Source organism: Tepidisphaeraceae bacterium, assembly GCA_035998445.1.
Classification (GTDB): domain Bacteria; phylum Planctomycetota; class Phycisphaerae; order Tepidisphaerales; family Tepidisphaeraceae; genus DASYHQ01.
The window spans coordinates 1-24968 of the sequence record DASYHQ010000058.1; the positions used below are offsets into that span (position 1 = coordinate 1).

Genomic DNA, 24968 nt, shown 5'->3' on the forward strand with positions numbered 1-24968 from the left:
GAATCGTGATTAAACCGCGCGCTCGTCATCCTGAGAGGGTGTTTACTAAGTCGGCTGGGTCTGCTCCGGCCGTGGCATGGGCGTCTCGCCCATGCTGTCGGATTGGAACGAAGGCCATTATTTGGGCATGTTGCGCCGATCACGGCTCAACAACCAACCAGATCAGCCGACCTGACACACGCATGGGCGAGACGCCCATGCCACGGTCGGAGCGGACGCGACACTGTTCTTAAACACCGCTCAGGATGACGAGTCCGCGCACTGATTAATCACGATCCGTATCATACGTCTGAGAATTCTCGTCATGGGAGATGGGTCGGGTCGCTACCGCTAGGGTCGGGATGACAAGGACAGAGGATCACGCGACGCGCCAAGCCATCCCATCCTCACGTCCTATAGTCGCGCTTGACAGTTAGGGTACAATTCGGCCCAACGTGCCCGCGACGCTCGATTCCATCCTCGGCCCCACTGGTTCCATCGCTCGCCGTCTTGGCGACAAGTACGAGCATCGGCCGCAGCAGCTTGAGATGGCGTCGGCCGTCGAGGATGCGCTGACCAAACAGCATCACCTGATGGTCGAGGCCGGCACGGGCGTCGGCAAGTCGTTCGCCTACCTGCTGCCGGCCATCGATTACGCGGTGCGGAACAAGAAGCGGGTCGTCGTCTCCACGCACACCATCGCGCTGCAGGAACAGCTGATCGAGAAGGACATCCCGCTGATCCAGTCGGTCTACCCCGACGAGTTCACGGCCGTGCTCGTGAAGGGGCGCAGCAACTACCTCTGCCAGCGCCGTCTGGAACAGACGCGGGCGCGACAGGGGATGCTGTTCGACCATCAGCCGCAACTGGAAAGCCTTTGGGCGATCGAGGAATGGGCCCAGGAGACGACCGATGGCTCGCTGACGAGCCTGCCGCAGGTGCCCGAGCCGGGCGTGTGGGATCGCGTGTGCGCCGAACAGGGCAACTGCCTCGGCAAGAAGTGCACGTACTACAAGAACTGCTTCTGGCAGGCAGCCAAACGGCGGATGCAGACGGGGACGATCCTCGTCGTGAACCACGCGCTGTTCTTCAGCGACCTGGCGCTGCGGGCCGTGGGCGTGAATTACCTGCCGAAGTACGACGCGGTGGTGATGGACGAGGCCCACACGATCGAGGACGTCGCCGGGCAGCACTTTGGCCTGAAGGTGACCGAGGCCGGCCTCGCGTATCAGCTGCGCACGCTGTACGACCCCCGCCGTGGCAAGGGGCTGCTGAGCGTGCACGGCAGCAACGCCAACGACGCGATCGGCGACGTGGTCGATTTGTATTCGCTGGTCGAGGGCTTCTTCGAGCGCTGCCTGCACTGGCAAAGCACCCAGGGCCGCAGCAACGGCCGCATCCGCACCGGCGGGTTTGTACACAACGACGTGTCGCCGAAGCTGATGGATCTATCGAAGCACATCAAGGCGATGCTGATCGACATCAAGAACGACGAGGAGGTCGCCGAACTGACGAGCGTCGCCGACAAAGCCGCCGGGCTGGGCGTGGCGTTAGAAGCCATCGTCGAGCAACGGCTGGAGGACGCCGTCTATTGGATGGACCAGACGACGAAGACCCCGAGACGCGTCACCCTGCACGCGGCGCCGGTGGATGTGGCCGAGGGTTTGCGGCGGGAGTTGTTCGGGAAGATCAAGAGCGTGGTGATGGCGTCAGCGACGCTATGCACGGGGAATGCAGGCCAACCCGCCACACCGCTGAAGATGGCCTCCTCCGACCGTGGCATGGGCGTCTCGCCCATGCGTGTCCCTTCGCAATCCACCGTTATTTCCCGCCAGGGGGCCAACCTTCCTCACTGGACCTCCAACGGGAGCGTCTACGCCGTCACGTTCCGCCTCGCCGATTCCCTCCCGGCTGGCGTGATCGAAGGATGGAAAGCGGAGCGCGAACAGATCCGCTATCGCGCAACCGACGAAGGTCGCCCGCTCACCGGCTTCGAGGCCGCAAAGCTTCACCGACTCCATGAGTCGAAGATCGAGGCATTGCTGGACGATGCACAAGGCGGCTGCATCCTGAGCGATCCGGAGACCGGTCACGTCGTCGCCGACGCGCTGCGCCACTTCGACGGCGAACGGTACGCACTGCTCGCGTGGTGCGTGATGCCGAATCATGTGCATGCGGTGCTGCAACCGCGCGATGGGCACGAGTTGGCGGACATCATGCATTCATGGAAGTCATACACCGCCCACGCGATCAATAAGGCGCGGGGCGAGGAAGGAGCGGTCTGGCAGGACGAGTCGTACGATCACCTCGTGCGCGACGCGCAGGAGTTGCGGCATTGTGTGGAGTATGCATGGGGGAATGCGGAGAAGTCGGGGATTAAAGATTGGCAGCTGCGCGGTCGGAATGATGCTGCCATAAACGATGTCTTAGCCCCAAGGGATACGCATGGGCGAGACGCCCATGCCACGGTAAATGCCGCCAAAGGCGTTGCTTCACACACCGGGTCGATCAATGCCTCCCCCGCCTTCACGTACATCAAGACCCGCCTCGGCGTCGACGCGGCCCACACGCTCGAACTGGGGTCGCCGTTCGATTATGCACAGCAGGCGACGCTGTACATCGAGGACGACCTGCCGGAGCCGTCCGACCACCTGCGGTTCACGCCCGCGGCGTGCGAAAAGATCATGAAGTACCTGCTGCAGACGCAGGGCGGGGCGTTCGTGCTCTTCACGTCGTACAAGATGCTGGCGGACTGCGCCAACCGGCTGAAAAGCCGCATCGAGGCGCTAAACTACCCGCTGCTCGTTCAAGGGCACAACGCGCCGCGACGAATCCTGCTTGAGCGGTTCCGCAGCCTCGACAACGCGGTGCTGTTTGGCACCAGCAGCTTCTGGCAGGGCATCGACGTGCAGGGGGACAAGCTGCGGAACGTCATCATCGTGAAGCTGCCGTTCGCCGTGCCGGACGAGCCGATCATCGAGGCCCGGCTGGACGCCATCAAGCGGGCCGGCGGCAACCCCTTCATGGATTACAGCGTGCCGGAAGCCATCATCAAGCTGAAGCAGGGTTTTGGGCGATTGATTCGCAGCAAGACGGATCGCGGCATCGTGGTCATTTTGGACAGCCGCGTGACGCAGAAGCGCTACGGGAAGATGTTCCTCGACGCCCTGCCCGAGTGCCGCATGGGCCAGACGAAGACGCGGCCGGAAGACAAGCGATAGACCCGGCAAACATATGGATGACCTTCCGCTCCCTCTCCCATGTATTCATGGGAGAGGTTAGGTGAGGGTGATTCGTTCCGCCTCCATCGTCAGCCGTTCGAAATCCCCCTCACCCAGCCGCTCCCGGCATACTGAAAGACGGCCAGAGCGCCCTGCGGCATTTGTCATGCCTGGCGCCATCCTCTATCTTTCCAGTTCGTTTTCGTTCGGCACGACGGCACGCAACAAGGACAACCGCACATGTGGGGCAACCGACTCGGATGGATGATCTCGGCCGGCATGGTCATCGTGATGATGGGCCTGCTGTTCGTGCTGGCCCAGGCCGACACGATCTCGCCCCCGACGCCGTTCGCGCGCAACGCGAGCGTGCTGGAACCGCTGCCACCGCTGGCGGGCATGAGCGACGTGCTGAAGATGGACCAGGCCGGCGACGCCGCGCCGATGTACCGCAAGGCGATCGCGTCGTACCGCCGCAACGAGCGGGCGTACGAGTCGTTCGGCAAGTCGACCAAGACCGACGAGAAAACGGTCGGCCCGCTGCGCGAGGGCGTCGAGGCGATCAAGGCGGGCACGCATCTGTCGGGCATGGAATTGTTTGAGGCCGATCCGGCGTCCGTCATCAATTTCGATTCGAACAAGACGGACATCCCCGCGCTGGAGGCCGTCGGCCTGGCCGCGGCGCGCTGGGGGTTGCTCATCCACAAGGAACAGCCCAAGGAAGCGCTGGAACTGTTCGAGGCGGCGTTCGGCCTGGGCGCCAAGATGTTCAACGAGCGCGTGACGCTGGCCGAGGCGCGGGCCGGCCTGGGGTTGATGGCGTCGTCCACCACGTACATCGCGCGCCTCTCCAAGACGTTGGGAGATACCGAGCGCGAGCAGGCCGCGTTGGCGTTCGACGAGGCCCGCAAGGCGTACAACACCGAACACCTCGACGCCATGATTCGCGTGCTGACCAGCCCGGACCCCAACGTGATGGGCAAACACGTCGGCGACATCTTCGTGATCGCAGAGCATTCGAAGGAGCGGATGTGGCGCGTCGAGGCGATCCGCAAGCTGGGCATGATGCGCTTCGCCGCGATGCGCGGGAAGCGCAAGGGCGACCAGCTCGGCTCGTTGCGGGCCGTCCGCAAGTATGCCCAGGACCCCAACGACCCCGTCATCGCCGCCGCCGGCAAGGCGGCCAGCGCGCTGACCGAAGGCGAGTTCAGGATGATGCGGTAACGCAGGCTCTTGCCTTAGTTGACTCGGTCAAGTGCGCTCTGCACGTGGCATGGGCGTCTCGCCCATACTCGTCGTGAGGCCGTAAGACAGGATTGGTTTCAGCGGCGTGGCCGACGCAGCAGCCGGCAAATGAAATTGCTCTTTCCAGTCCACACGCATGGGCGAGACGCCCATGCCACGGCCGGAGCGGACGCGGCGTCGTTCTTCAACACCATCCCCGATGACGAGAGAGATCTTGTTCCACGGCTAACCGCCCCGCCGCTCCCCTGCTTACTTGCCCACGTACTCCTGCAGCGGCTTCACGTCCCAGCCCGTCTTTTGCAGTTGGATGATCCCCTTCACGATGGCGGCGGCGCCGGTCATCGTCGTGACGATGGGCACCTTGTTCAGCACGGCCATCGAGCGGATAGCCCCCTCGTCGGTCTGAGGGCCCTTGCGGGTGGGCGTGTTGATGATCATCGCCACCTGGCCGTTCTTGATGAAGTCCTTGATGTTCGGCCGGCCTTCGGCCAGTTTCGGGATGCGCTTGGCGGGGATATCCGCCTTGGCCAGGGCGGCGTAGGTGCCGCTGCTGGAAATGATGTCGAAGCCCGCGGTCGACAGTTGCCGTGCGAGTTCGACGGCCTGCGGTTTGTCGGCGTCGTTCACGCTGATGAAGACCGTCCCCTTCATCGGCAAGTTCGTGCCGGCGGCGATCTGCGACTTGGCGAACGCCAACTCGAACGTGGCGTCGATGCCCATCACCTCGCCGGTGCTGCGCATCTCCGGACCCAAGATGACGTCGACACCGGGGAACTTGGCGAACGGGAAGACGACTTCCTTCACGCTGACGTGCTTCGGGTCGGGCTGCTCGGTCGCGTTTAGCTCCTTCAGCGTCTTGCCCGCCATCACCTTGGCGGCGATCTTCGCCCAGCTGATGCCGGTCGCCTTGCTGACGAACGGCACCGTACGGCTGGCACGCGGGTTCACCTCGATTACGTAGATCTCGTTGTCCTTGATCGCGTACTGCACGTTCATCAGGCCCTTCACGCGCAGGGCGCGGGCCAATTCCTTCGTCTGGCGCTTCAGCTCCGCGATGATTTCCTTCGACAAGCTGTACGGCGGCAAGGCGCAGGCGCTGTCACCCGAGTGGATGCCGGCCTCCTCGATGTGCTCCATAACGCCGATGACGATGGCCTGGCCTTGTAGGGGCGGGCCTCCGTGCCCGCCCTCTTCGGTCTTTTGCACGGTCGAAGACGGGCGGGCACGGAGGCCCGCCCCTACGCCCGTCTCGTTCGGCTCGTAATCCGCGATGCAATCCACATCGACTTCCGTCGCGTTGTCGAGGAACTTATCGACGAGGATCGGCGCGTCCTTGATCGTGCTCGCATCGACGGCGTTGGCCATGTAGTAGTTGAGCTGATCTTCGTCGCTCACGATCTCCATCGCCCGGCCGCCGAGCACGAAGCTGGGACGGACCAGCACGGGATAGCCGATGCGCTTGGCGATCTGGCGGGCCTCGTCCACATTGCGGGCGATACCATTGGCGGGCTGCTTCAGTCCAAGCTTTTGCAGCAAATCGCGGAACTGCTCACGATCGCCGGCGGCGTCGAGCGAGTCGATCGACGTGCCGATGATCGGCACGCCGGCCTCGGCCAAGCCGCGCGCCAGGTTCAGCGGCGTCTGGCCGCCGAACTGCACGATCACGCCTTGCACGAGGTTCTTGTGTAGGGGCGGGCCTCCGTGCCCGCCCTCTTGCGTCGGTCCGCCATCCGAATCCGGGCGGGCACGGAGGCCCGCCCCTACGAATGGCCCACCATTCAGCCGTTCGCAAATGTTCAAAATATCTTCGTGCGTCAGCGGTTCGAAGAAGAGCAGGTCGCTCGTGTCGTAATCGGTGCTGACCGTCTCGGGGTTCGAGTTGATCATGACCGACTCGACGCCGATCTCGCGCATCGCGAACGCGGCCTGCACGCAGCAGTAGTCGAACTCGATGCCCTGGCCGATGCGGTTGGGACCACCACCGATGATGATGACCTTCGGGCGGTCGGTGAGGCGGATTTCGTCTTCGGCGATCGCCTCCCACTTAGCCGCCGGCTTGCCGGTGGTTCCCGCCGGCAAGCCGACGGTTATTTGGGCGACGGGCGTCTCGTACGTGCTGTAGTAATACGGCGTCGCGGCCTCGAACTCGGCGGCGCAGGTGTCGACGAGCTTGTAAACGGGACGGATGTCTGCCGCGTTCCGGAACGCGCGCACCTTGGCTGGCGTGGTGTCCCACATCTGCGCGAGCTGAATATCGCTGTACCCCAGTTGCTTGGCGCGACGAACAAATGTATCGACAACGCCGTTCGTGCGCCAGTTGTTGGCAAGACTGTCGGCGAACGCGGCCTTCGCGTTCGTTGCCAGTTCCGCCTCAAAGTCCACCAGTTCCTTCATCTGCGACAAGAACCACCGGTCAATGTTCGTCAGTTCAAAAATCTGGTCGATCGTCCAGCCCATCTTCATCGCGTAGCGGACGTAGTACAGGCGGCCCTGGCTGGGCACCGCCAGCTTGCGGCGGAGCTTGTCCTGCGGGATCGGCCAGATGTCGTCGGCGCTCTCGCCTTGCGTGGTCTTGTCGGCGTTGGGGTCGTCGTAACGGGCCGAGGGCGGCAGGCTCTTCACCGTGGCATGGGCGTCTCGCCCATGCGTGTCAGCAGGCGAAGAAGTCTTATTTTGGTCGGGTGCCCCGGCCGCGCCGCTGGCTGGAAAGGAATTGGCGCGCTTATCCACGTGCATGGGCGAGACGCCCATGCCACGATTCTGCGCGTTCAGCCACTTGTCGTACTTGTCCAAGCCGAAGCCGAAGCGCTTCACTTCCATGCTGCGGATGCCCTTCTGCAGGGCTTCCTTGAACGTGCGTCCGATCGCCATCGCCTCGCCGACGCTCTTCATCTGGGTGGTCAGGGTTTCATCGGCATCGGGGAACTTCTCGAACGTCCAGCGCGGGATCTTGATGACGCAGTAGTCGATCGTGGGCTCGAAGCAGGCGCTGGTGTACAGCTCGTAATCCTCGCGCTTCGTGGACGAGGGCACCGTCTTGTCGTTCGTTTGCCCCGGACGCTTCTTTGTCGTGATCGGGTTCGGCAGCTCATCCAGCGTGTAACCCACAGCAAGCTTGGCAGCGATTTTAGCGATCGGGTAACCCGTGGCCTTTGATGCCAGCGCAGACGACCGCGACACGCGCGGGTTCATCTCGATGACGACCATGTCGCCGTTCTCGGGGTTGATGCCGAACTGGATGTTGCTGCCGCCCGTTTCCACGCCCACGGCCCGAATGACCGCGATGCTGGCGTCGCGCATGCGCTGGTATTCCTTGTCCGTCAGCGTCTGGATCGGCGCAACGGTGATCGAATCGCCCGTATGCACGCCCATGGCGTCGATGTTTTCGATGGAACAGATGATGATCGCGTTGTCCTTACGGTCGCGCACCACCTCCATCTCATATTCTTTCCAGCCGATCACCGATTGCTCGATCAGCACCTCGTTCACCGGCGACGCGTCGATGCCGCGCTGGACGATCGTCTCGAACTCTTCGATGTTGTAGGCAATGCCCCCGCCCGTGCCGCCCAAGGTAAATGCCGGGCGGATGATGAGCGGAAGGCCCAGCTCGGCCAATACCTTGCGGGCGTCGTCCATGTTGTGAACGACGCCGGACCGCGGCACGTTCAAACCGATCGAGAGCATCAGTTCCTTGAAGACCTGCCGGTCCTCACCGCGGTGGATGGCCTCGCGGTCGGCGCCGATCATCTGCACGCCATATTTCTTGAAGATGCCCTGATCGAAGCAGGCCATGGCCGTGTTCAGACCGGTCTGACCACCCAACGTGGGCAGGACGGCGTCGATCGGGGTACCATTGGCCTTTTCGCGGACCAGGATCTTCTCGATCGTTTCCGGCAAAATCGGTTCGATGTAGGTCGCGTCGGCGAACTCCGGATCGGTCATGATCGTGGCGGGGTTGCTGTTGATCAGGACGATGCGGTAACCCTCTTCCTTCAGCGCGCGGCAGGCCTGCACGCCGGAGTAGTCGAATTCGACGCCCTGCCCGATGACGATGGGGCCGGCTCCGATGATCAGGATCGTTTTAATGTCGGTTCGCTTGGGCATGGGCGGTGGTCGTTCCTCGGGAAAAAGCGCGGGTAGTGTACGGGTGGCGGGGGCGTTTTCCAACCGGGCGCGAGCCAGCCCAAGGACGAACGAACCGCAATGTCATCCCGATGGGAGCCCAAAGGCGAGCGGACAAAAACCCCGTGGCATCCCGAAAGGATGCGGTAGCGACCTGAGGGATCTCCTAGTGGCTGACGCGTGTCCGTCTTCCGAGATCCCTCCCGTCGCCCTAAGCTCCGCCTGGGATGACAAACTGAGGTTTATAGCGCGACCTTCGCGCCACGGTCGTCATTCGCCCTTCACTTTACGCCCCCCTCGCCGTTACCCTCATGCCCGCCATGCTCCCGATTGCCCTCTGCCACGGATTGTTCGGCTACGACCAACTGACCTTCGGGCCCATGCGCCACCACTATTGGCGCGGCATCGATCGGGCCCTGGCAAGATTGGGGCATCCCGTGATCGTCACGCGCGTCTCACCCGCTGGTGGCATCGTTCGGCGAGCGGCGGAGCTGAAGGCGTCGCTGGTCAGGCATCTCGATCGCATTGGTGTCGGTGGGCATCAGAAGCTGATCGTGGTCGGGCACTCGATGGGTGGTTTGGATTTGCGTTACCTGGTCAGCCACCTGGGGTTTGCAGACCGCGTGGCCGCCGTGCTTACCGTCTGCACACCGCACCGGGGCAGCCCGTTTGCGGATTACGCCATTCGTAATCTCGACGACCGCCTGCGGGTGCTGCGGTTCATTCGCGCGATGAACATCGACATCGACGCCGTCAAGGATCTCACCACCACATCGTGCAAGGGTTTCAACGAACAGGTGCGCGACGTGCCGGGCCTGCCCTACTTTTCAGTCAGCGCATCGCGAACGCGTTCGCGCATGGCGCCGTGGGGCTTGCTGTCGCACGAGATCATCCGCCGGCGCGAGGGGGAGAACGATGGGCTGGTATCGGTGGCCAGCGCCCAATGGGGCACGCATTTAGGCACCTGGCCGGCCGACCATTGGCATTCGATCAACCGCCGGCTGCCCGAGTTGGGGCGGCCCCCCACCGGTGACATTGCGCCGTACTACGTGCGGGCGATTCAGCAGGTCGACCGGGCGTTGCGCGGCGAGCCGGTCGGCGCGATGGCCTAGATGCTCATCCATGAAGCGCAGGCTTTTGCCGCAGGCGCGCAGCTCCGCGCGTCTTACTTGACATCAAGAGCAGGAAAATCGCTGAGCTGCGCTCGTGCGGCGAGAAGGTCGCACAAGTACGCTCGATGCGACACATCCTACCTGTTCACCGGCGGTTGGTTTGCAGGCGCCACATGCTGGGGAAAATTGGCTGCCTCGTGAGCGGGCACCTGCGGCAGCGTGCTGACGCGCGGCGCGCCGGCGTTCGGGGGCGTGTTCGGCGCGCCGTGGGCGTCGTCGGAGCGCGGGGCGGCCTCTTCGACCTTCATCCCCTGCGAAACGCTGTCGCTGTGCTGCGACGCGGGCGGCCGGCTCATGGCCGGCTCAGGGCGATGGGACGGCCTGCTCGCGCGGCAACCGATCGCCAGCAGTACGGTCGAACAGGCAATTAACGTGAGGCATTTCACCGGTCGTTCACCCTTCGTCGCGCGTAATCCGGCACGCCGCGTGGCGCGCAAGAAGGCATTGTAAGCCAACGGTGTCACACAAACGAATTGCCGACAGCTTTCAGACACCTGTGGCGTGATAGCGCATTCACCCCACTTCGCGCGTCCCTCTGTTTAGCCGCGGGCTTGCCCGCGATTATCGTCAGATCATCGCGAGCAAGCTCGCGGCTAAACGTGGTACATGATGCGCTTGCCATGCCTTTATCGCCTACGATACTCGGCATGATCGGGTCGTCCATCACGTTCGCCGAGCGATTGTTGCGCTGGTACGACGTCAGCCGGCGTGATCTGCCTTGGCGCGTCGATCCGAGCAAGGGCCAGTCAGAAACGCCCGATCCGTATCACGTGATGATCTCCGAGGCCATGCTGCAGCAGACGCAGGTCGCCACGGTCATCCCCTACTTCCACCGCTTCCTCGAGCGCTTCCCGACGCTCGCCAGCCTGGCCGATGCCGACGAGCAGGACGTGCTGCGGCTATGGCAGGGACTGGGCTATTACTCGCGCGCCCGCAACCTGCTGGCCGCGGCCCGCATGACGCGCGACCAGTTGGGCGGCCAGCTGCCGACCACGGTCGAGCAGCTCCTGAAGCTGCCCGGCGTCGGCCGGTACACCGCCGGCGCAATTGCGTCGATCGCGTTCGAGACGAAGGCGCCAATCGTCGACGGCAACGTTGCCCGTGTGCTTTGCCGGGTCGACAAGATCGAATCAGATCCACGCGACAAGGCCACGCTCGATTTGCTTTGGACGCGGGCGGAGCAAATCCTGCCCGGCGAACGCTTCGGTGACTTCAACAGCTCGCTAATGGAACTGGGCGCCACCGTCTGCACGCCACGGTCGCCGCAGTGTTTGATCTGCCCGGTGCGCGAGCATTGCGAGGCCCGGGCTGCGGGGTTGCAGGAGACGATTCCTGCGCCGAAGAAGACAAAGGTAAATCCGCTGGAACAGCGGTGGACGTTCATCGTTCAGCACGGCCAGCACTTCCTGATCGAACAACGCCCGCCAAGCGGCCGCTGGGCGGGCATGTGGCAATTCGTCACACTGCCCGCGGCGGACGGCGTTAACCCACGCGCTGCGCTCGAGTCGGCGGTCGGCGCAACGCTAGACGAGGCGCAGCCAAAGGGGATCGTCACCCATGCGTTAACGCATCGTCGATACGAGTTCACCGTCTTCGCAGCGGTCGCCTCCGATCGCTTTCCCAGCGGCCCGCGCACCTGGGCGACGCTGGGCGAGCTAGATCGCCTGCCACTTTCCAAGCCCCAGCTAAAGGTCGCCGCGATGGCGCACCAAATGGTGGAGTGACGATCCGCAGCCTCGGCCGTTGCATAGGCGTCTCCAACGCAATCCCCACGCGAACGGCATAACCGCATCGTTCCACTCATCCGTCAGGCCCATCAAACCCACCCCACCGCCCGCGAAGTCGCCAGTTTGCCCCGGCATGCGGCCAATCGTATATCAGACGTGCCCGGAAATGGTTGTTTTCACGAGGCGATTTATATGCAGGAGATCGATCGCGACCTTTCGCGCCCGTCCGTTGACCACGGCGACAGCCGGCCATCGACGCTGATCGTGCTGGCACTCATGATCGTGGCGGCGCTGTTGTTCAGCTACATCGGGGCCTACAACGTCTCGGTCACGCTGGTGAACGCCGACCTCATCGCCCCCTGGCCCGCCGGCAGCGACCCACGGCCCAAATGGATGGTCACCGGCTTCCTCACCGTCATCCTCACCTTCACCGTCGTCGGCACGCTCATGCGCTTCGCCAGCTGCCGCAGCTTGCGCGACTTGGACCGACTGGCGGATGATGAGTGAGGAGCAGCCAAGGCGGCTGAAGGCTGAAACGGTAGACGCCGATTGCCGTGCGCGCAAGTCGTGCCCGCATCGCAAAATGTCATCCCGATGGGAGCCTCAAGCGACCTGAGGGATCTCGAACCACGGACGGTGCGGGCCACGGGAGATCCCTCAGGTCGGCAAGCTTCCCATCGGGATGACACCTCCCTGACCAACGAAGGGGCTTTGTAAGCCAGCCTTAAGCCGACGGGTACGATGACAGTTGGCGTTGGGTGGGACGAGGATCGCTCACGCCGTCGCCGACGGCCGGCGCTCCAGCGCGACGGCGAGTTGTTGGAACACCAACGCCGTGTTCACGTTGCTGTCGAGATAATTCTCCGCCCGCACGATCACGTCGATCGCGTCGGCGGCGCGTTCCAAGTCCGTGTCGTTATCGCCCGTCAACTTCGTCCGCAGATGCTCGCTGGCCAGTCGCAGGTAAAGGCCGAGGCCCTCGCGCGTTGCCTGGTCCTTGCTGGAGAGCGCATCCCGCTCCAACTGTTTTTCCGCATATGCATCGGCGGACTTTTTGAACCAACCCCACAGGTCGTCGACCCGCCGGCCGGCGAACAGCGTGTCGAACATGCCGACCAGTTCCCGCGCGCGTGGAACGACGCCGTCGGTGATCCACTGCAACGCCTGACCGATGCTACCGCGCGCGAAGACCGCGGCGTCGCGCGCGTCGGCGTCGGCAATGCCGCGCTGCTTCAGCTGGGCCGTCACCACGTCGTCGGGCAACAGGCCAAACCGCACCAGTTGGCAACGGCTGCGAATCGTCTGCAATAGTGAGTCCGGTTGATCGGTCAGCAGCACGATCAGCGTCCGGCCGGCCGGTTCTTCCAGCGTCTTCAGCATCGCATTCTGGGCCGGCGCCTGCATCAGCTCGGCCTGTTCGACGATGAAGACCTTCCCGCGGCCCATCACCGACTTGCGCCCGGCCTTCTCGACCAGTTCTGGTCGAATCACGTCGATCGACAGCGTGGTGCCCTTGCTCTTGCCGGTCTTGTCGTGATAGCGGATGAGTTCTTTGAAGATGACGTGAAAGTCCGGATGCGACGACGCCGCCATGCCACGGCAGCTTTCGCATTGGCCACAGGGTTGGTCGCCTTGTGGTCGTTCGCAGAGGAAGACCGTCGCCAGCGCCCGGGCAGTCGTGCCCTTTCCAACCCCAATCGGCCCACCAAAGATGAACCCGTGCGGCAATCGATCGGCGAGCACCGCCTTGCGCAGCGTGCTGACCGCGCGGTCCTGGCCGAGGATGGCGTCGAAGGTGGTCATGCTTCTCTCTGGTCCCTCTCCCGGTACTCCGGGAGAGGCTAGGTGAGGGTGATTTGTGTTTTCAAAGTGGTCAGCAGTTCGAAATCACCCTCACCCTAACCCTCTCCCGGCGTACCGGGAGAGGGAATCGTATTCATCACCGCCCGCACCACGTCTTCATGCACCGCCTGCTTCTCGCGGTCGGCGCGCACCACGCGATACGTCAGCGGATCGGCGGCGGCCTGGGCGAGATAGTTGGCCCGCACGCGCTCGTGATAATCCATCGGCCGGCGCTCGATGCGGTCCTTGGCGACGAGGTCGGTGGCGTCCTTGAACAGCAGCTTGGGTTGGACGCGCTCCATGCTCGCCTCAGCCGACATGTCGAGCAAAACCGTTAAGTCCGGCCAGCGCCCACCCACCGCAATGTCGCCCACGGCGCGAATCTCGGTTGCCGTCAGACCGTCGCCGCCCAGTTGGTAGGCAAGCGTGCTGCTGATGAAGCGGTCGCTGAGGACCACCATGCCGTCGTCGAGCGCCGGGCGGATCGTCTGGGCCATCATTTGAGCGCGCGCGGCCATGTAGAGCAGCATCTCGCAGCGCATGCGCATTTCGTCGTGGTCGGGGTTCAGCAGGATCGCGCGGATCTGCTCGCCGATGCGCGTGGTGCCGGGGTCGCGCACGAGCATGACGCGCAGGCCGTCGGCCTCCAGCTGGCGGCGCAGCAGTTCGGCCTGCGTGCTCTTGCCGCAGCCCTCGGTGCCGTCGAAGACGATGAACTTGCCGTGCAGGTCGGTCATGTGCCAGGGGACATGGTAACGGCACCGGCAGGAATTTCACGGGGGCCGGATGAGGCGTTCGACATCTCGTGCATTGGTCGCGCCCGCTGGACAGCTGGATCACTCATCACGACGCGGCACGGCGTTCGCGGGCTCGCACGGCAACCGCAGCAGGAGTACCGCACATGCCCCATGACGAAAGTTCCCGCAGGCAGTTCTTGATCGCCTCCAGCGCCGCGCTGCTGACCGCCGGCCTCGCCCGCGCGCAGGCCACGTTGCCGCCTTTGGCGCCACCGGACAAGCAGCCGCCCGATCTGAATGTGCCGAAGCCTGTCGCGAAAATGGCGGGCTGGGCGGTCGTGGGGCTGGGGCAGTTGGCGTTAGGCGAAGTGTTGCCGCAGTTCGCCACATGTAAGCTGTCGCGGCCCACGGCGCTGGTCAGTGGTCATCGGGACAAGGCCGAGCAGGTGGCGGCGACGTACGGCGTGCCGACCGACCACATCTACAACTACCATAACTACAACGAACTGAAGAATGATGCCACGGTTGACGTTGTCTACGTCATTCTGCCCAACCACATGCACGCCGAGTATACAATTCGCGCTCTGGAGGCCGGCAAGCATGTCCTCTGCGAAAAGCCACTGGCGCCCACCGTCGCCGACTGCCAGCGGATGATCGACGCCGCCAAGGCCAATAACCGCAAGCTGATGACTGCCTATCGCCTGCGCTACGAGCCGCACAACATTGCCGCCATCGAACTGGCGCGCAAGGGGGAGTTCGGGAAGATCGTGTTAATCGAAGCGGTGAACGCCCAGTCGACCGAGGCCCCCAACATTCGCCTGTCGAAGGAGACCGCCGGCGGGCCACTTGGTGACGTGGGCATCTACTGCCTGAACGCCTGCCGGTACATCACCGGTGAGGAACCAACGGCCGTGCAAGGCATGCAGCACCAACCGACCGACGACCCCAACTTCCGCGAGGTGCCCGCGACCGTCACCTGGACGATGACGTTCCCCAGCGGCGCGCTGGCCAACTGCTCGTGCAGCTTCAACTCGCACCGCTCGAGCCGTTACCGCGTGCACTTCGAAAAGGGCTGGCTGGAACTGGACCCCGCCTACCCCTACCGCGGGCTGCAGATGGTGGTGTCGGACGAGGAAGGCAACACGAAGCGCAAGATTAACGACATCCCTCAATTCTCGGCCGAGATGGACCACATGTCCGACTGCGTGCTGAACGACAAGCCCGTCCTTACGCCCGGCGAAGAAGGCATGGCGGACATGAAGGTGATCGAGGCGATTAAAGCGTCGATCAAAAGCGGCAAGACGGAGAAGGTTTAAGCATTGCGTTGAAACGCGATCTAACGGCAACGGTCATCCCGAGCGGGGCCTAGAGGCTAGCGGACAGAACCCTGTCGCCTCGCGTGCCCTTGTCATCCTGATGGGAGGCTTGCCGACCTGAGTGATCTCGAACCACAAAATGGTTCTCGGCCTTGGGAGATCCCTCAGGTCGCCAAGGCTCCCATCGGGATGACACGTTTCGCCTGAGTCCGGCAAGGATCCGGCTGTTAAGCGTGCAGGTACGCCTCAGTCCCCCGGCCTTAGCACCTTCACCACCTCCCCCACCGCCCGATTGGCCGACATGATCGCCCCCGCGACCGTGCCGGCCTGGCCGGCGTAGTTCGTCGCTTCGCCGGCATAGAAGATCGTGTCGTCCACAGGCGCGGCAAGCTTCTCGCGGGCGTCCAGGCCGCCCACGGGCACATAGCTGTACGCGCCGCGGGAGAAGGGTCCGACTGCCAGTCGTTGACGATCGCCAATTCGATGCGCGACTCAACTTCATCGCGCGGCAACCCGAGGATCGTCGCGAGCGAATCGATTGACCGGTCGAGGACGAACGCCTCGCCCTTGCCCGACAGTGCCATCGCCGAGTTGCCACCGGCCCAGCCGGTAAGCACGTTGCTGCGCACGGGCAACAGCGTCCACCACGTCGGCACCGCGAGCCCGCGCGAGTGCAGGAACGCGGTATCGGCCAGCGTGCCCTTTCCGGGCAGCGATGGCGGCGACCGCGTTTCCCAAAACGGCTCGCGAAAGCGCAACAGCACTTTTACGACCGGCCCGGCGGCCAGTCGGGCAGCGGCGTCGTGCTTCTGGGGCAACGGTGGGTGAAACGTCACCGCGCCCCGCTCGCCCGCGGGCGCCTGCAACACCCCCAGCGGCAGCGTGACCAGCAGCGCCTTAGCGCGAAACGTCTGCGTGAGCATTCCTTGGGCCGAGATCGTCTCCACCGTCACGCCGTCCCGCTTCCAGTTCACCGCCGTCGCGACGGTGCCGAGGTGGATCGCGGCGAAAGCGGGATCGATGCCGGCGCGCAGGAACTCGGGGATCGCGTCGTAGCCACCCATTAAGCGGAAGTTGCGCCCCTCGTCGATCTGCGCGTCGCCGCTCTGCTCCTCCAGCACCGACTGAACGCTGATGTGGTTCACGTCGGCGGCGTCGAAGCCCTCGACGAACGACATCGCCAGATCGCGGCTGGCCCGGTCGATCTTGCTGCCGGCGGCCTTGATGGCGTCGGCGAAGGAGATGTCCTTGCGCACGCGCTTAATCGCGCTCATCGCCTTTTCGATGCCGGCCCAGAAGTCGACCGGCTGCAGCGTGCCGTCCTTCAACAGCAGTCGCGATTCGGCCGCGTCGACCACCGCCAGGCCCGCGGCGCGGACGAGGTCGAACGTCTCCGGTGGGCGGCCATGGATGAACTCGGCGCCCAGTTCCAACGGCGTGGCCGTCTGCGTTTCGTGCCGCGTGTGAATACGGCCACCGATTCGATCCCGCGCCTCGATCAACGTCACGCGCACCCCACGGCCCGACAACGTCCGCGCCGCGGATAAGCCGGCGACGCCGGCGCCCAAGATGATCAGATCGCTGTCGGCCATGCGACCGTTGTACCCGACGGTCGCATGGCCGAGGACGGATGAACTGGCAGGTCGGAGGAGAGCGTGACCCTATACAACGACGTTGTTCCGTTCACGGCGCACTACACGCCAGCCGATCTTCCCCCTACTATTCCACGCGTGCCCGACTCGCCCCGCTATCTCACGCCGTACGTGAACGCCGCCCGCCGGCATGGGGGTGGGTTTGAATCGCTGTTGTGGGCCAGCCAGCAGACGCAGGCGGCCAGGTTCGGCGCGCTGGTGCAGTTGGCATCGCCGAAGGGCCAGAGCGTGCTGGACGTGGGGTGTGGCCGGGCGGATTTTCTCGACTACTGCATCGCCACCGGCGTGCCACCGGCCGACTACGTCGGCATCGAGGCCGTGCCCGCGCTCGCCGATGCTGCCGAGGCCAAGCGGTTGGCGAACGTGACGATCAAGCGCGCCGACTTCGTGCAGCACCCGCTTTCGATGTTCGTTGCGGCCGACGTGATCGTGTTCAGCGGGTCGCTGAACACGCTTGACCCCACCTCGTTTTACGCGACGATTCGCCGGGCGTTCGACGCCACCGCCAGTGTGCTCGCGTTCAACTTCCTCTGCTCGCCGGGGTTGGCCGCTGCGGAGTTTCTGCACTGGCACCGCGTGACCGACGTGCTAACGTTCGCGCGGTCGCTGTCGGACGACGTGACAAGCTTAACGGACTACTTGGACGGCGACGCGACCGTCGCAATGCGCAAACCATGACCACCGGCCGAATCGACATCCACTCGCACCTGCTGCCCAACCTGGACGACGGTTGCCAGAGCCTCGAGGAATCGCTTGCGTGCGCCCGCGCGATGGTGGCGGCCGGTTACACGCATTCGTTCTGCACGCCGCACGTCTGGACGAGTCTGCCGAACAACAACGTTTCCAAGATTCCGATCGCGATGCGCAACCTGCAGCTTGCGCTCGACGATGCCGTCATTCCGCTGAAGCTGCTGCCCGGCGGCGAGAACAACTTCACCGAGCTGCAGGGCCTGTGGGAGGCCGACCTGGTCACCTACAACATGGCCGGGCATTACGTGCTGGCCGACATCTGGGTCGAGGCGATGCCGAGCTACTTCTACGAGCAGGTGAAGCGCCTGCAGGACCGCGGGCTGACGGTGGTGCTGGCCCACCCCGAGCGCATGCGTGCCGTGCAGGAGCGCCCTGATCTGGCGGATGAATTCGCCGACCTCGGCCTGCTGCTGCAGGGCAACCTGCAATGCTTCGGCGACCCGCCACACGCGCTGACGCGCCAGGTGGCCGAGCTGTACCTCAGCGAGGGACGTTACACGTTTTTGGGTAGCGACCTGCACAATCTTAAGTCGCTGCCAATTCGTCTAAATGGGTTGAAGAACGCGATCTCGCTGGTTGGGAATGAAGTGGTCGATCAGTTGACCATCACCAATCCGCAGCGGTTGATTCACGGGATAAGCTGAGCCCCACGCCAGCAGGCACGTACCGTCGTCCCGAGAGGGTGTTAAAGAACGCGCTCGCGTTCGCCTTTCACGTGGCATGGGCGTCTCGCCCATGCCTGTGGACTGGAACGGGAAATGCCATTTGCTGGCGATTGCGCTGACCACGCCGCAGGCTCTAATCGTATCTACCGGCCTCACGACACGCATGGGCGAGACGCCCATGCCACGGTCGGAGCGGACGCAGCGTTGTTCTTCGATACCTTCTGAGGTACTCCGAAGGATGACGAGCGCGGGGGATCGCGTCACTTAGAGACCCGGTCGATTAACCGTAACGCAGCTCGTTCATCGGGCGTTGCCCGTCGGTGCCGCGGCCGTAGAGGCCGAGGCGTTGGGCGGCCAGCAAGGTGAGGTAAAGCGGGTTCAGGTACAGGTAACGGCGCCACAGGCGCTTGGGTTCCTGGATCAGGCGGAAGAGCCATTCCAAGCCGCGCTTCTGCCACGCCGGGGGCGCTTGCGGAAGCAAACCGGCGTGGAACGCGAAAGCGGCGCCGACGGCCAGTTGGGGCATCTTCAGCAGCGGCTTCATCTCGAACGCGAAGATCTCCTGCCGTGGGCAGCCTAAGCCCACGAACGTGAGCTTCGCGCCGCTGGCGTTGATCTCCGCAGCGGCGGCGTCACGTTCCTCGGGGGACAGTTGGCGGAACGCGCTGTATCGCGTGCCGGCGAACTGCAGCGTCGGGAACTTGTCCAGCAGGTTCTTCTTCAGCAAATCGATCATCTGCTGCGTGCCGCCATACAGGAAGATCGGCAGCCCATCCTGCGCGGCCCGCTCGCAGACCTTCAGCATCAGGTTGGGCCCGTAGACCCGGTCGGTCAGTTCCGCCTTGTGCAGGAAGTTCATCGCCCAGCGGACCGGCATGCCGTCGGGACAGAGCAGGTCGAAGTCGTTCAGGCGGTACTTGTGTTCCTTGTCCAGCACGCCGGTCATCACGCCGTGCACCGCCATCGCGGAGATGGTCATGGCGCGACCCTCCTTGGCGGCGGCCGCAATGCGCTCGACGGCGCCCTCGTAATCGACGGCGTCGATCTTCACACCCAGAATGCTGTGCTTCCCTTTGTCGATCATGGCGGTACGGCTCGCTAGCGGTCAGGTCCCCTGCTCATCCGTCAACGTCCTTACAACCGGACGCTGGACGCACCCATCGCTTGTGGCCTGGCAGCACGATGCTCGGTCGTCTGTCAGGTCGTAAGCGGCTTTGCGGTTAGTTCGTTCGTTAGTGTGCGCCGGCGGGCTGCATCCAACGCTCGACGTTCATCTCGTAGATCTGCGTGATGATGTCATTGACGTTGTATCGCAGCTTCCAGTTCGGGTAATGCGTCTGGAATTTCGTCAGATCGCTGACGTACCAGATGTGGTCGCCGGTGCGGTTGGCTTCCTTGTACTCCCACTGCATCGGGGTGCCGGTGACCTTCTCGGAGATCTCGATCGCCTCCAGCATCGAGCAGTTGCTGAACCGCCCACCACCGATGTTGTAGACCTCGGCGACGCGCGGGGCGCGGAAGAAGGCGTCGAACGCGGCGATGAGGTCGCCGGCGTGGATGTTGTCGCGGACCTGCTTGCCCTTGTAGCCGAAGACGCTGTACGGCGTGCTGGTCGCGTTGCACTTGACCAGGTAGGCCAGGAACCCGTGCAGCTTCGTGCCGCTGTGGTTCGGGCCCGTGAGGCAGCCACCGCGGAAGATCGCGGTCTTCATGCCGAAGTAGCGGCCGTACTCCTGCACCAGCACGTCGGCGGCGACCTTGCTGGCGCCGAAGAGGCTGTGCGTGCTCTGGTCGATCGACATGCTCTCGGGAATGCCTCCCACCCAGGCGTGCGACGGGTCGATCTCCCAGCGCTTCTCCTGCTCGATCAGCGGCAGGTAGTTCGGCGTGTCGCCGTAGACCTTGTTGGTGCTGGTGAAGATGAAGACGGCGTCGGGGGCAAACCGGCGGGCGGCCTCCAGCATGTTGTGCGTGCCGACGGCGTTCACGCCGAAGTCGGTGTTCGGTTCCTTCGCGGCCCAGTCGTGAGACGGTTGGGCGGCGGTGTGGACGATCAGCTTGATGCTGCTGCCGTACTTCTGAAAGATCGCGTCGATCGCGGCACCGTCGCGGATGTCGGCCTCGACGTGCGTGTAGTTCTTGCCCAACTCCTCTTCCAACCGGCCACGCTGCCACTTGGTGGATGCTTCGGCCCCGAAGAACTTCGAGCGCATGTCGTTGTCCACGCCAATGACGTGGAGGCCCTGTGTCGCAAAATAACGGCTGGCTTCGGATCCGATCAAACCTGCGGAACCAGTGATGATGGCTACGGACATTATGCGATTTCCAATGTTAAAGTCAGACAATCAGCCCCTGCAGGCGCGGTCACACCACAGGATAGCTATGACATACGCTACGGCTAAATTCAAGCGAGGGTTTAGCGCGCTCAGCAGTAAATCTCGAATGCGATCGGGTATTGAATGAGGTCCGGACGGACCAAATGCAGCTTCCGCAGCCGGACCTCAGGACGCAGCCCGGGTGAGGCGGCAACCGTATCGTCATTGGCTACCGACATTTGCGTAGATGAGGTCGCCACGGGTGCCATGCAGAGCAGGGCCACGAGCAGGGCCGAACGAAAAATTTTGCACCCACGAGACATCGGCGGCCTTCCCACAAAAAGAAGCGCGGTGTGCGATTGCCGGTGGTTCAGTCACGGCGCCCGCATTTCATCTAAAGTACCGCGTGTCAAACAATCCGCCAACGGAAAATCGGACACCCGGTTCAAGGTACCGGCGACTTGAGTGAAAATGGGCAGGTCAGGCCGATTCGGACTCGGCGTTGTTCATTTCCTGGGTGGTCTCAGCGGCCTCGTTGGCGGCGGTGTGCGCCGCCATGGTCGCCGTCAGGCTGTGCAGCAGCAAAGGTTTGATCATGGTGAATGCGCTGCCAAGCACGGTCGTCAGGATGGACGCCATCTTGCCGTGTCCCGCCGCGTGACCGTTCCCGTCCGCGTAGGCCGCCGTGGTGGCGTGCGGGGGCACCGGGTGCAGCGCCCGCTCGATCTCCGCCAGTCGTTTGAGGGCGGCGTCGCGCTTGTTGGGCGTGATGACCGCGCCCGTCGCGAACCCCGCGACCGCGCCGGCGGCGACGGTGGCCCAAGGGTGGTCCTTGGCGACCGCGTGCACGTTCAGGCCCTTCATCAGCCGTTGCCGTGCCTCGTCCAGCGTCTTGCCCATGGCCTTTGAGGCGTCGTCAGCCTGACGCTGCAGGTACTGCGCCTCGGTCGTGGTTCCCGGCTTGTCGGTGTTCGATGATTCAGCCATTGATGTGCTCCGGTTGGACGCCATCCGGTTGATGGGCGCGCTCGGCGGCAGTGTGACCGAAGTTCATGTGCTGCCGGCGATGCATCGCCTCGTACTTACGCTCCGTCTGCTCGCGCGACCGCTTGGCCATCATACGCATGAGCAGCAGGACCCCGCCCACCAGCGCCCCGATGAACAGCAGCCCGACCAGCAGGTTTGCCAGCCAGAACATCCCGCCGAACAACGCGCCCAATGCCCCGGCGATGCCGACCATGAGCAGCACGGTCGCCGTGATGGTCGCCGTCAGCCCAACGAAGGCCGCGACCACGCCCAGCACGGCGTACAGCGCCAGGTTGCGCGCCGACGACTTGAAGCCGTCCGTCTTCGCCGAGATGTACTGCACGAGGTACGCCTGCGCCTCCTTCAGGTTGTCGAAGGCGGACTTGACCGAGTCGGTCGTGGCACCGGTGGCCGGCTCGGGCTCAGTCGAAAAGCGAGGTGGGGTTTCGATCGGCATGTGTGGTCCCTCGTGATACCTCGCAAGAGTGCGCGCACGTCGACTTCTTGCGGCGATGGCCCCGCTTGCGAATCGGCTGCGGGTCGATGCGCTCGTGGGCCCGAGGCGGTGGTTCGTAAATGCACGGGCATGCCCGCGCGCCGGGGCGGTCATGGTGAACCGCCCCGTGCTGCGCGAGCCGCTTTGCGTGCGCGGCGCCCGTGTCGTGGACGCGCGCCGGTTAGCGCTTCCAGATCATGCCGAGCAGCAGCCCGGCGCCGGCGGCCATCAGGACGGCCTTCAGGGGTTGTTCCTGGATGTACTTCTCGACGCCCTGCTCCCAGTCGGTGGCCCGTTGACGGCCATCGTTGTAGTACTGCGTCGCCTGGTCGCGCAGCTCGCTGTAGCGCTGCGTGGCGGCCTCGCGGGCCTGGCCACCCAGATCGCGAATGTTCTGTCCCACTTGCGACGCGGCGTCCTTGATCTCGGCGACCTTCTGACTCGGATCTCCACTGCCTTCGTTCATGCTTGACATGACGTTCTCCTTTCGAGGTTGAGCTTCCTTACGCTTCATCTTCTATAGAGCATGCTCTTGCATGACGCAGCGCCGAAAATCGAGATTGTCGACGAAGCGATCTCACCTTGTCAGCTTCAACAGGATCATCTACCATAAGCCCTAACATCGATGCATTTCAGGCCATTCATGGCGTGCGTCACGTCACAGCCGGCCGATCGAAGAAAAACTTGGAGGTATCGCCGTGGGCATTCGCGAAAAGCTCAATGAGAATCCAGCCATCACCACCGGTGCCACGATCGGCATCATCGTGATCGCCTTGATCTTCATTGGTTACCAACTGTTCAGCAGCGATTCCGCTGCCATCCAGACGACCGGTTACTACACCACCGACGACAGCTCGCCCGAGGCGGCGCTGGCGGCGATGTTCAGCGATGACATCAACAAGCTGCCCCCCTTCGACAAGGACGGCAAGCCCGCCTACCGCGCGTTCGTCTACAGCTGCGACGGTGGCAGCACCAAGTGGATCGCCTACCTCCAGCGCTACACGAAGGAGGCCCAGGCGAAGCTCGAGGCCGCCCGCGCTAAGCCCGAGGGGGAACAAGGGGAACCGGGCATGATCGAAATGCTGCACATGACCGGCGTCGAAGTGAAGCGCCCCGGCACTGGCACCTGGGTGAACCAGAGCAACTTCGAAAAGTCGCGCGACGTCACCGACATCAAGTGCCCCGACGGCACGCTCGACAACATCGAAGCGGTCATGCCGTAAAAGCGATCACGTCGTTATCGAGTTCTCAGCACAACGGAAATGGCCCGGACCCCCGCAAAGGTCCGGGCCGTTTCGTTTGTCTTTCGACGCCGAGCGCGTCACCTCATGCGACACCCGAAAACCCGTTTAGCCGCGAGCTTGCCCGCGATCGGTTTCGAGGAACAGACCAGTCGCGCGGGCAAGCCCGCGGCTAAACGGGGGGAACGCGTTTACCAATACTTCCAATCCTGCGTCACCAGCACGTAGGCGCCCAGCAGGAAGTTCGTGACGCCGTGCGCGATGATGCAGGCGCCGAGGCTGCGCGTCGACAGCAGCAGCCCGCCGATCAGCAGCGCCCATACGATCGACGTGACCCACATCTGCATGTGGACGCTGGCGAACAGCAGCGCGACGATCACGAACGCGTTGCGGTCCCACTCGCCGACGCGGGCGAGCTTGAAGTCGTTGGGCGCGATGAGGCTGCGCCAGAGGAAGTCGCGCCAGAACAGTTCCTCCATCACCGGCACGACCAGCGTCGGCCCCATCCACCGCACAGCGACGAACGCGGCCAGCAGCCAGGGGGACTCGATTTCGACGAACGGGTTGAACGGCTCACTGGTGGCCCGCGGGTAGTTCGGCCACACGCTCAGCAGGAGCTCTTCTGTGCCGATCCACTGCACGACGCCGACCACGCCCACCAGCACGCCGGTCCAGAAGTAGTCCCAGCTGATCTTCGTGTAGTGCGACCACAGCAGGTACAGCAGCACCGCAGCCACCAGCGTCTTTATGGTGTAAGCGATGGGGAACAGATCGGGAAACTGCCCGCCGAGCCAAGTGAGCGCGAGGAACGCGCCCATCGGCAGGACGTACGCGGCATCGTCGCGCACGTTGCGAAAGAACCCGCCGGGCCGGGACGGAGCGGATGTCGTTTGAGCGGTATCCAAGGGTGGGCAGAGCGTAGCCGGTCCGACCGCAAAAATCGAACGTCAACTGCCACCCTGCCTGCCCCTTCGCGGTTCGCTGCGCTTTACCGCCCCACGTCGAACCGAGACGGCACCTTGCCGCGTTCGATGCGGTCGTCGAAGCCTGGGTTCTCCAGCGCCTTCAACCGGCCAGTATTCTCCGACGTCGGTGGCACCGTTCGCAGGATCACGCGCGGCGGGTAAAAGCCGCCCCACCACGGTGTGCGAACTGGGACGTACCGGTACTCGGGATACTCCAACCGCGGGTCGGCGAACAAATCGTAGTTGCGGTCGACCACCAGGTAATCAGTTGGCCGAATGTTCTGCGACGCGTTGGGGTTCAACGGGTCGTCGACGGCCAGCTCTTCATCGAAACCGTCGACGAACAATTCATTCGACCGCACGTCGGCGCGCGGTTCGGGCCATTGCGGTTGATCAACAACGACCGGTGGTGGTGGCACGACCACGGCGTTGGCAAGCAACGGGACGAGGATGGACGTTAGGCAAACTGACGTGATCATCGAATCTCCCTTTGCTGTCTC

21 protein-coding genes are annotated in these 24968 nt (G+C 63.8%); 9 read left to right on the forward strand and 12 right to left on the reverse strand.

What is annotated here, in order from left to right:
* Positions 1–434: 434 nt before the first annotated feature.
* Together VGN72_21805 and VGN72_21810 are read left to right on the forward strand one after the other, a co-directional pair.
* Positions 435–3200: a helicase C-terminal domain-containing protein gene (locus tag VGN72_21805; GenBank protein ID HEV7301986.1), complete on the forward strand. Its 2766-nt coding sequence runs from the start codon at positions 435–437 to the stop codon at positions 3198–3200.
* A gap of 240 nt (positions 3201–3440) precedes the next feature.
* On the forward strand, positions 3441–4421 hold the full coding sequence (locus tag VGN72_21810) for a hypothetical protein (protein ID HEV7301987.1): 981 nt from the start codon (positions 3441–3443) through the stop codon (positions 4419–4421).
* Between the two features lie 270 nt (positions 4422–4691).
* Here VGN72_21810 and carB read toward each other — a convergent pair whose 3' ends face one another.
* Positions 4692–8546, reverse strand: a complete 3855-nt coding sequence (carB, locus tag VGN72_21815) for a carbamoyl-phosphate synthase large subunit (GenBank protein ID HEV7301988.1) — start codon at positions 8544–8546, stop codon at positions 4692–4694.
* A gap of 329 nt (positions 8547–8875) precedes the next feature.
* Between carB and VGN72_21820 the strand changes: the two genes are divergently transcribed.
* Positions 8876–9676 carry an alpha/beta fold hydrolase gene (locus tag VGN72_21820; GenBank protein ID HEV7301989.1) on the forward strand — a complete coding sequence of 267 codons (801 nt, stop codon included), beginning with the start codon at positions 8876–8878 and terminating at the stop codon, positions 9674–9676.
* 137 nt (positions 9677–9813) lie between these two features.
* Here the strand turns inward: VGN72_21820 and VGN72_21825 are convergent, their stop codons facing one another.
* Positions 9814–10032, reverse strand: coding sequence for a hypothetical protein (locus tag VGN72_21825; protein HEV7301990.1), 219 nt, complete (start codon positions 10030–10032; stop codon positions 9814–9816).
* 351 nt (positions 10033–10383) lie between these two features.
* On the opposite strand from VGN72_21825, the gene mutY reads away from it, so the two are divergent.
* Together mutY and VGN72_21835 are read left to right on the forward strand one after the other, a co-directional pair.
* Entirely contained in the window at positions 10384–11460 is a 1077-nt protein-coding gene (gene mutY / locus VGN72_21830; protein ID HEV7301991.1) for an A/G-specific adenine glycosylase, read from the forward strand.
* Between the two features lie 195 nt (positions 11461–11655).
* Positions 11656–11970, forward strand: coding sequence for a hypothetical protein (locus VGN72_21835; GenBank protein ID HEV7301992.1), 315 nt, complete (start codon positions 11656–11658; stop codon positions 11968–11970).
* 267 nt (positions 11971–12237) lie between these two features.
* Here the strand turns inward: VGN72_21835 and VGN72_21840 are convergent, their stop codons facing one another.
* Both VGN72_21840 and tmk read right to left on the reverse strand, forming a co-directional pair.
* Positions 12238–13266: a DNA polymerase III subunit delta' gene (locus VGN72_21840; protein ID HEV7301993.1), complete on the reverse strand. Its 1029-nt coding sequence runs from the start codon at positions 13264–13266 to the stop codon at positions 12238–12240.
* Positions 13267–13361: 95 nt separating this feature from the next.
* Entirely contained in the window at positions 13362–14042 is a 681-nt protein-coding gene (gene tmk / locus VGN72_21845; protein HEV7301994.1) for a dTMP kinase, read from the reverse strand.
* 164 nt (positions 14043–14206) lie between these two features.
* Between tmk and VGN72_21850 the strand changes: the two genes are divergently transcribed.
* Positions 14207–15358: a Gfo/Idh/MocA family oxidoreductase gene (locus tag VGN72_21850; GenBank protein ID HEV7301995.1), complete on the forward strand. Its 1152-nt coding sequence runs from the start codon at positions 14207–14209 to the stop codon at positions 15356–15358.
* A gap of 269 nt (positions 15359–15627) precedes the next feature.
* Here the strand turns inward: VGN72_21850 and VGN72_21855 are convergent, their stop codons facing one another.
* Complete coding sequence (locus VGN72_21855; protein ID HEV7301996.1) at positions 15628–16950, reverse strand: NAD(P)/FAD-dependent oxidoreductase; 1323 nt, start codon at positions 16948–16950, stop codon at positions 15628–15630.
* A gap of 63 nt (positions 16951–17013) precedes the next feature.
* On the opposite strand from VGN72_21855, the gene VGN72_21860 reads away from it, so the two are divergent.
* Together VGN72_21860 and VGN72_21865 are read left to right on the forward strand one after the other, a co-directional pair.
* Positions 17014–17688 (forward strand): methyltransferase domain-containing protein, encoded by a 675-nt coding sequence (locus VGN72_21860; GenBank protein HEV7301997.1) that lies wholly within the window; start codon positions 17014–17016, stop codon positions 17686–17688.
* Positions 17685–18404 carry a CpsB/CapC family capsule biosynthesis tyrosine phosphatase gene (locus tag VGN72_21865; protein ID HEV7301998.1) on the forward strand — a complete coding sequence of 240 codons (720 nt, stop codon included), beginning with the start codon at positions 17685–17687 and terminating at the stop codon, positions 18402–18404. Before VGN72_21860 ends, VGN72_21865 begins: the two co-directional genes overlap by 4 nt.
* Positions 18405–18705: 301 nt before the next feature.
* Here the strand turns inward: VGN72_21865 and VGN72_21870 are convergent, their stop codons facing one another.
* The 5 genes from VGN72_21870 to VGN72_21890 all read right to left on the reverse strand — a co-directional run bounded on the left by VGN72_21870 (position 18706) and on the right by VGN72_21890 (position 22737).
* A complete protein-coding gene (locus VGN72_21870; GenBank protein HEV7301999.1) occupies positions 18706–19509 on the reverse strand; it encodes a WecB/TagA/CpsF family glycosyltransferase in 804 nt (267 codons plus the stop codon).
* A 148-nt stretch (positions 19510–19657) separates the two neighbouring features.
* Positions 19658–20740 carry an NAD-dependent epimerase/dehydratase family protein gene (locus VGN72_21875; protein HEV7302000.1) on the reverse strand — a complete coding sequence of 361 codons (1083 nt, stop codon included), beginning with the start codon at positions 20738–20740 and terminating at the stop codon, positions 19658–19660.
* Positions 20741–21220: 480 nt separating this feature from the next.
* Entirely contained in the window at positions 21221–21727 is a 507-nt protein-coding gene (locus VGN72_21880; protein HEV7302001.1) for a hypothetical protein, read from the reverse strand.
* Positions 21720–22223 (reverse strand): phage holin family protein, encoded by a 504-nt coding sequence (locus VGN72_21885; protein HEV7302002.1) that lies wholly within the window; start codon positions 22221–22223, stop codon positions 21720–21722. Before VGN72_21885 ends, VGN72_21880 begins: the two co-directional genes overlap by 8 nt.
* A gap of 220 nt (positions 22224–22443) precedes the next feature.
* Positions 22444–22737 carry a hypothetical protein gene (locus VGN72_21890; GenBank protein HEV7302003.1) on the reverse strand — a complete coding sequence of 98 codons (294 nt, stop codon included), beginning with the start codon at positions 22735–22737 and terminating at the stop codon, positions 22444–22446.
* 223 nt (positions 22738–22960) lie between these two features.
* Between VGN72_21890 and VGN72_21895 the strand changes: the two genes are divergently transcribed.
* On the forward strand, positions 22961–23485 hold the full coding sequence (locus VGN72_21895; GenBank protein ID HEV7302004.1) for a hypothetical protein: 525 nt from the start codon (positions 22961–22963) through the stop codon (positions 23483–23485).
* Positions 23486–23694: 209 nt separating this feature from the next.
* Here the strand turns inward: VGN72_21895 and VGN72_21900 are convergent, their stop codons facing one another.
* Both VGN72_21900 and VGN72_21905 read right to left on the reverse strand, forming a co-directional pair.
* Positions 23695–24408, reverse strand: a complete 714-nt coding sequence (locus VGN72_21900) for a CAAX prenyl protease-related protein (protein HEV7302005.1) — start codon at positions 24406–24408, stop codon at positions 23695–23697.
* Positions 24409–24491: 83 nt separating this feature from the next.
* The gene (locus VGN72_21905) at positions 24492–24947 is read right to left on the reverse strand and encodes a hypothetical protein (GenBank protein HEV7302006.1); all 456 of its coding nucleotides are present in this window, start codon (positions 24945–24947) and stop codon (positions 24492–24494) included.
* Between the last annotated feature and the right edge of the window lie 21 nt (positions 24948–24968).

Coding starts and splice junctions, on each gene's coding strand:
- carB (HEV7301988.1), bottom strand. CDS start 8,546: ATGCCCAAGCGAACCGACATTAAAACGATCCTGATCATCGGAGCCGGC.
- VGN72_21850 (HEV7301995.1), top strand. CDS start 14,207: ATGCCCCATGACGAAAGTTCCCGCAGGCAGTTCTTGATCGCCTCCAGC.
- VGN72_21820 (HEV7301989.1), top strand. CDS start 8,876: ATGCCCGCCATGCTCCCGATTGCCCTCTGCCACGGATTGTTCGGCTAC.
- VGN72_21905 (HEV7302006.1), bottom strand. CDS start 24,947: ATGATCACGTCAGTTTGCCTAACGTCCATCCTCGTCCCGTTGCTTGCC.
- VGN72_21855 (HEV7301996.1), bottom strand. CDS start 16,950: ATGGCCGACAGCGATCTGATCATCTTGGGCGCCGGCGTCGCCGGCTTA.
- VGN72_21840 (HEV7301993.1), bottom strand. CDS start 13,266: ATGACCACCTTCGACGCCATCCTCGGCCAGGACCGCGCGGTCAGCACG.
- VGN72_21885 (HEV7302002.1), bottom strand. CDS start 22,223: ATGCCGATCGAAACCCCACCTCGCTTTTCGACTGAGCCCGAGCCGGCC.
- VGN72_21825 (HEV7301990.1), bottom strand. CDS start 10,032: ATGAGCCGGCCGCCCGCGTCGCAGCACAGCGACAGCGTTTCGCAGGGG.
- VGN72_21810 (HEV7301987.1), top strand. CDS start 3,441: ATGTGGGGCAACCGACTCGGATGGATGATCTCGGCCGGCATGGTCATC.
- mutY (HEV7301991.1), top strand. CDS start 10,384: ATGATCGGGTCGTCCATCACGTTCGCCGAGCGATTGTTGCGCTGGTAC.
- VGN72_21835 (HEV7301992.1), top strand. CDS start 11,656: ATGCAGGAGATCGATCGCGACCTTTCGCGCCCGTCCGTTGACCACGGC.
- VGN72_21880 (HEV7302001.1), bottom strand. CDS start 21,727: ATGGCTGAATCATCGAACACCGACAAGCCGGGAACCACGACCGAGGCG.
- tmk (HEV7301994.1), bottom strand. CDS start 14,042: ATGACCGACCTGCACGGCAAGTTCATCGTCTTCGACGGCACCGAGGGC.
- VGN72_21865 (HEV7301998.1), top strand. CDS start 17,685: ATGACCACCGGCCGAATCGACATCCACTCGCACCTGCTGCCCAACCTG.
- VGN72_21870 (HEV7301999.1), bottom strand. CDS start 19,509: ATGATCGACAAAGGGAAGCACAGCATTCTGGGTGTGAAGATCGACGCC.
- VGN72_21875 (HEV7302000.1), bottom strand. CDS start 20,740: ATGTCCGTAGCCATCATCACTGGTTCCGCAGGTTTGATCGGATCCGAA.
- VGN72_21890 (HEV7302003.1), bottom strand. CDS start 22,737: ATGTCAAGCATGAACGAAGGCAGTGGAGATCCGAGTCAGAAGGTCGCC.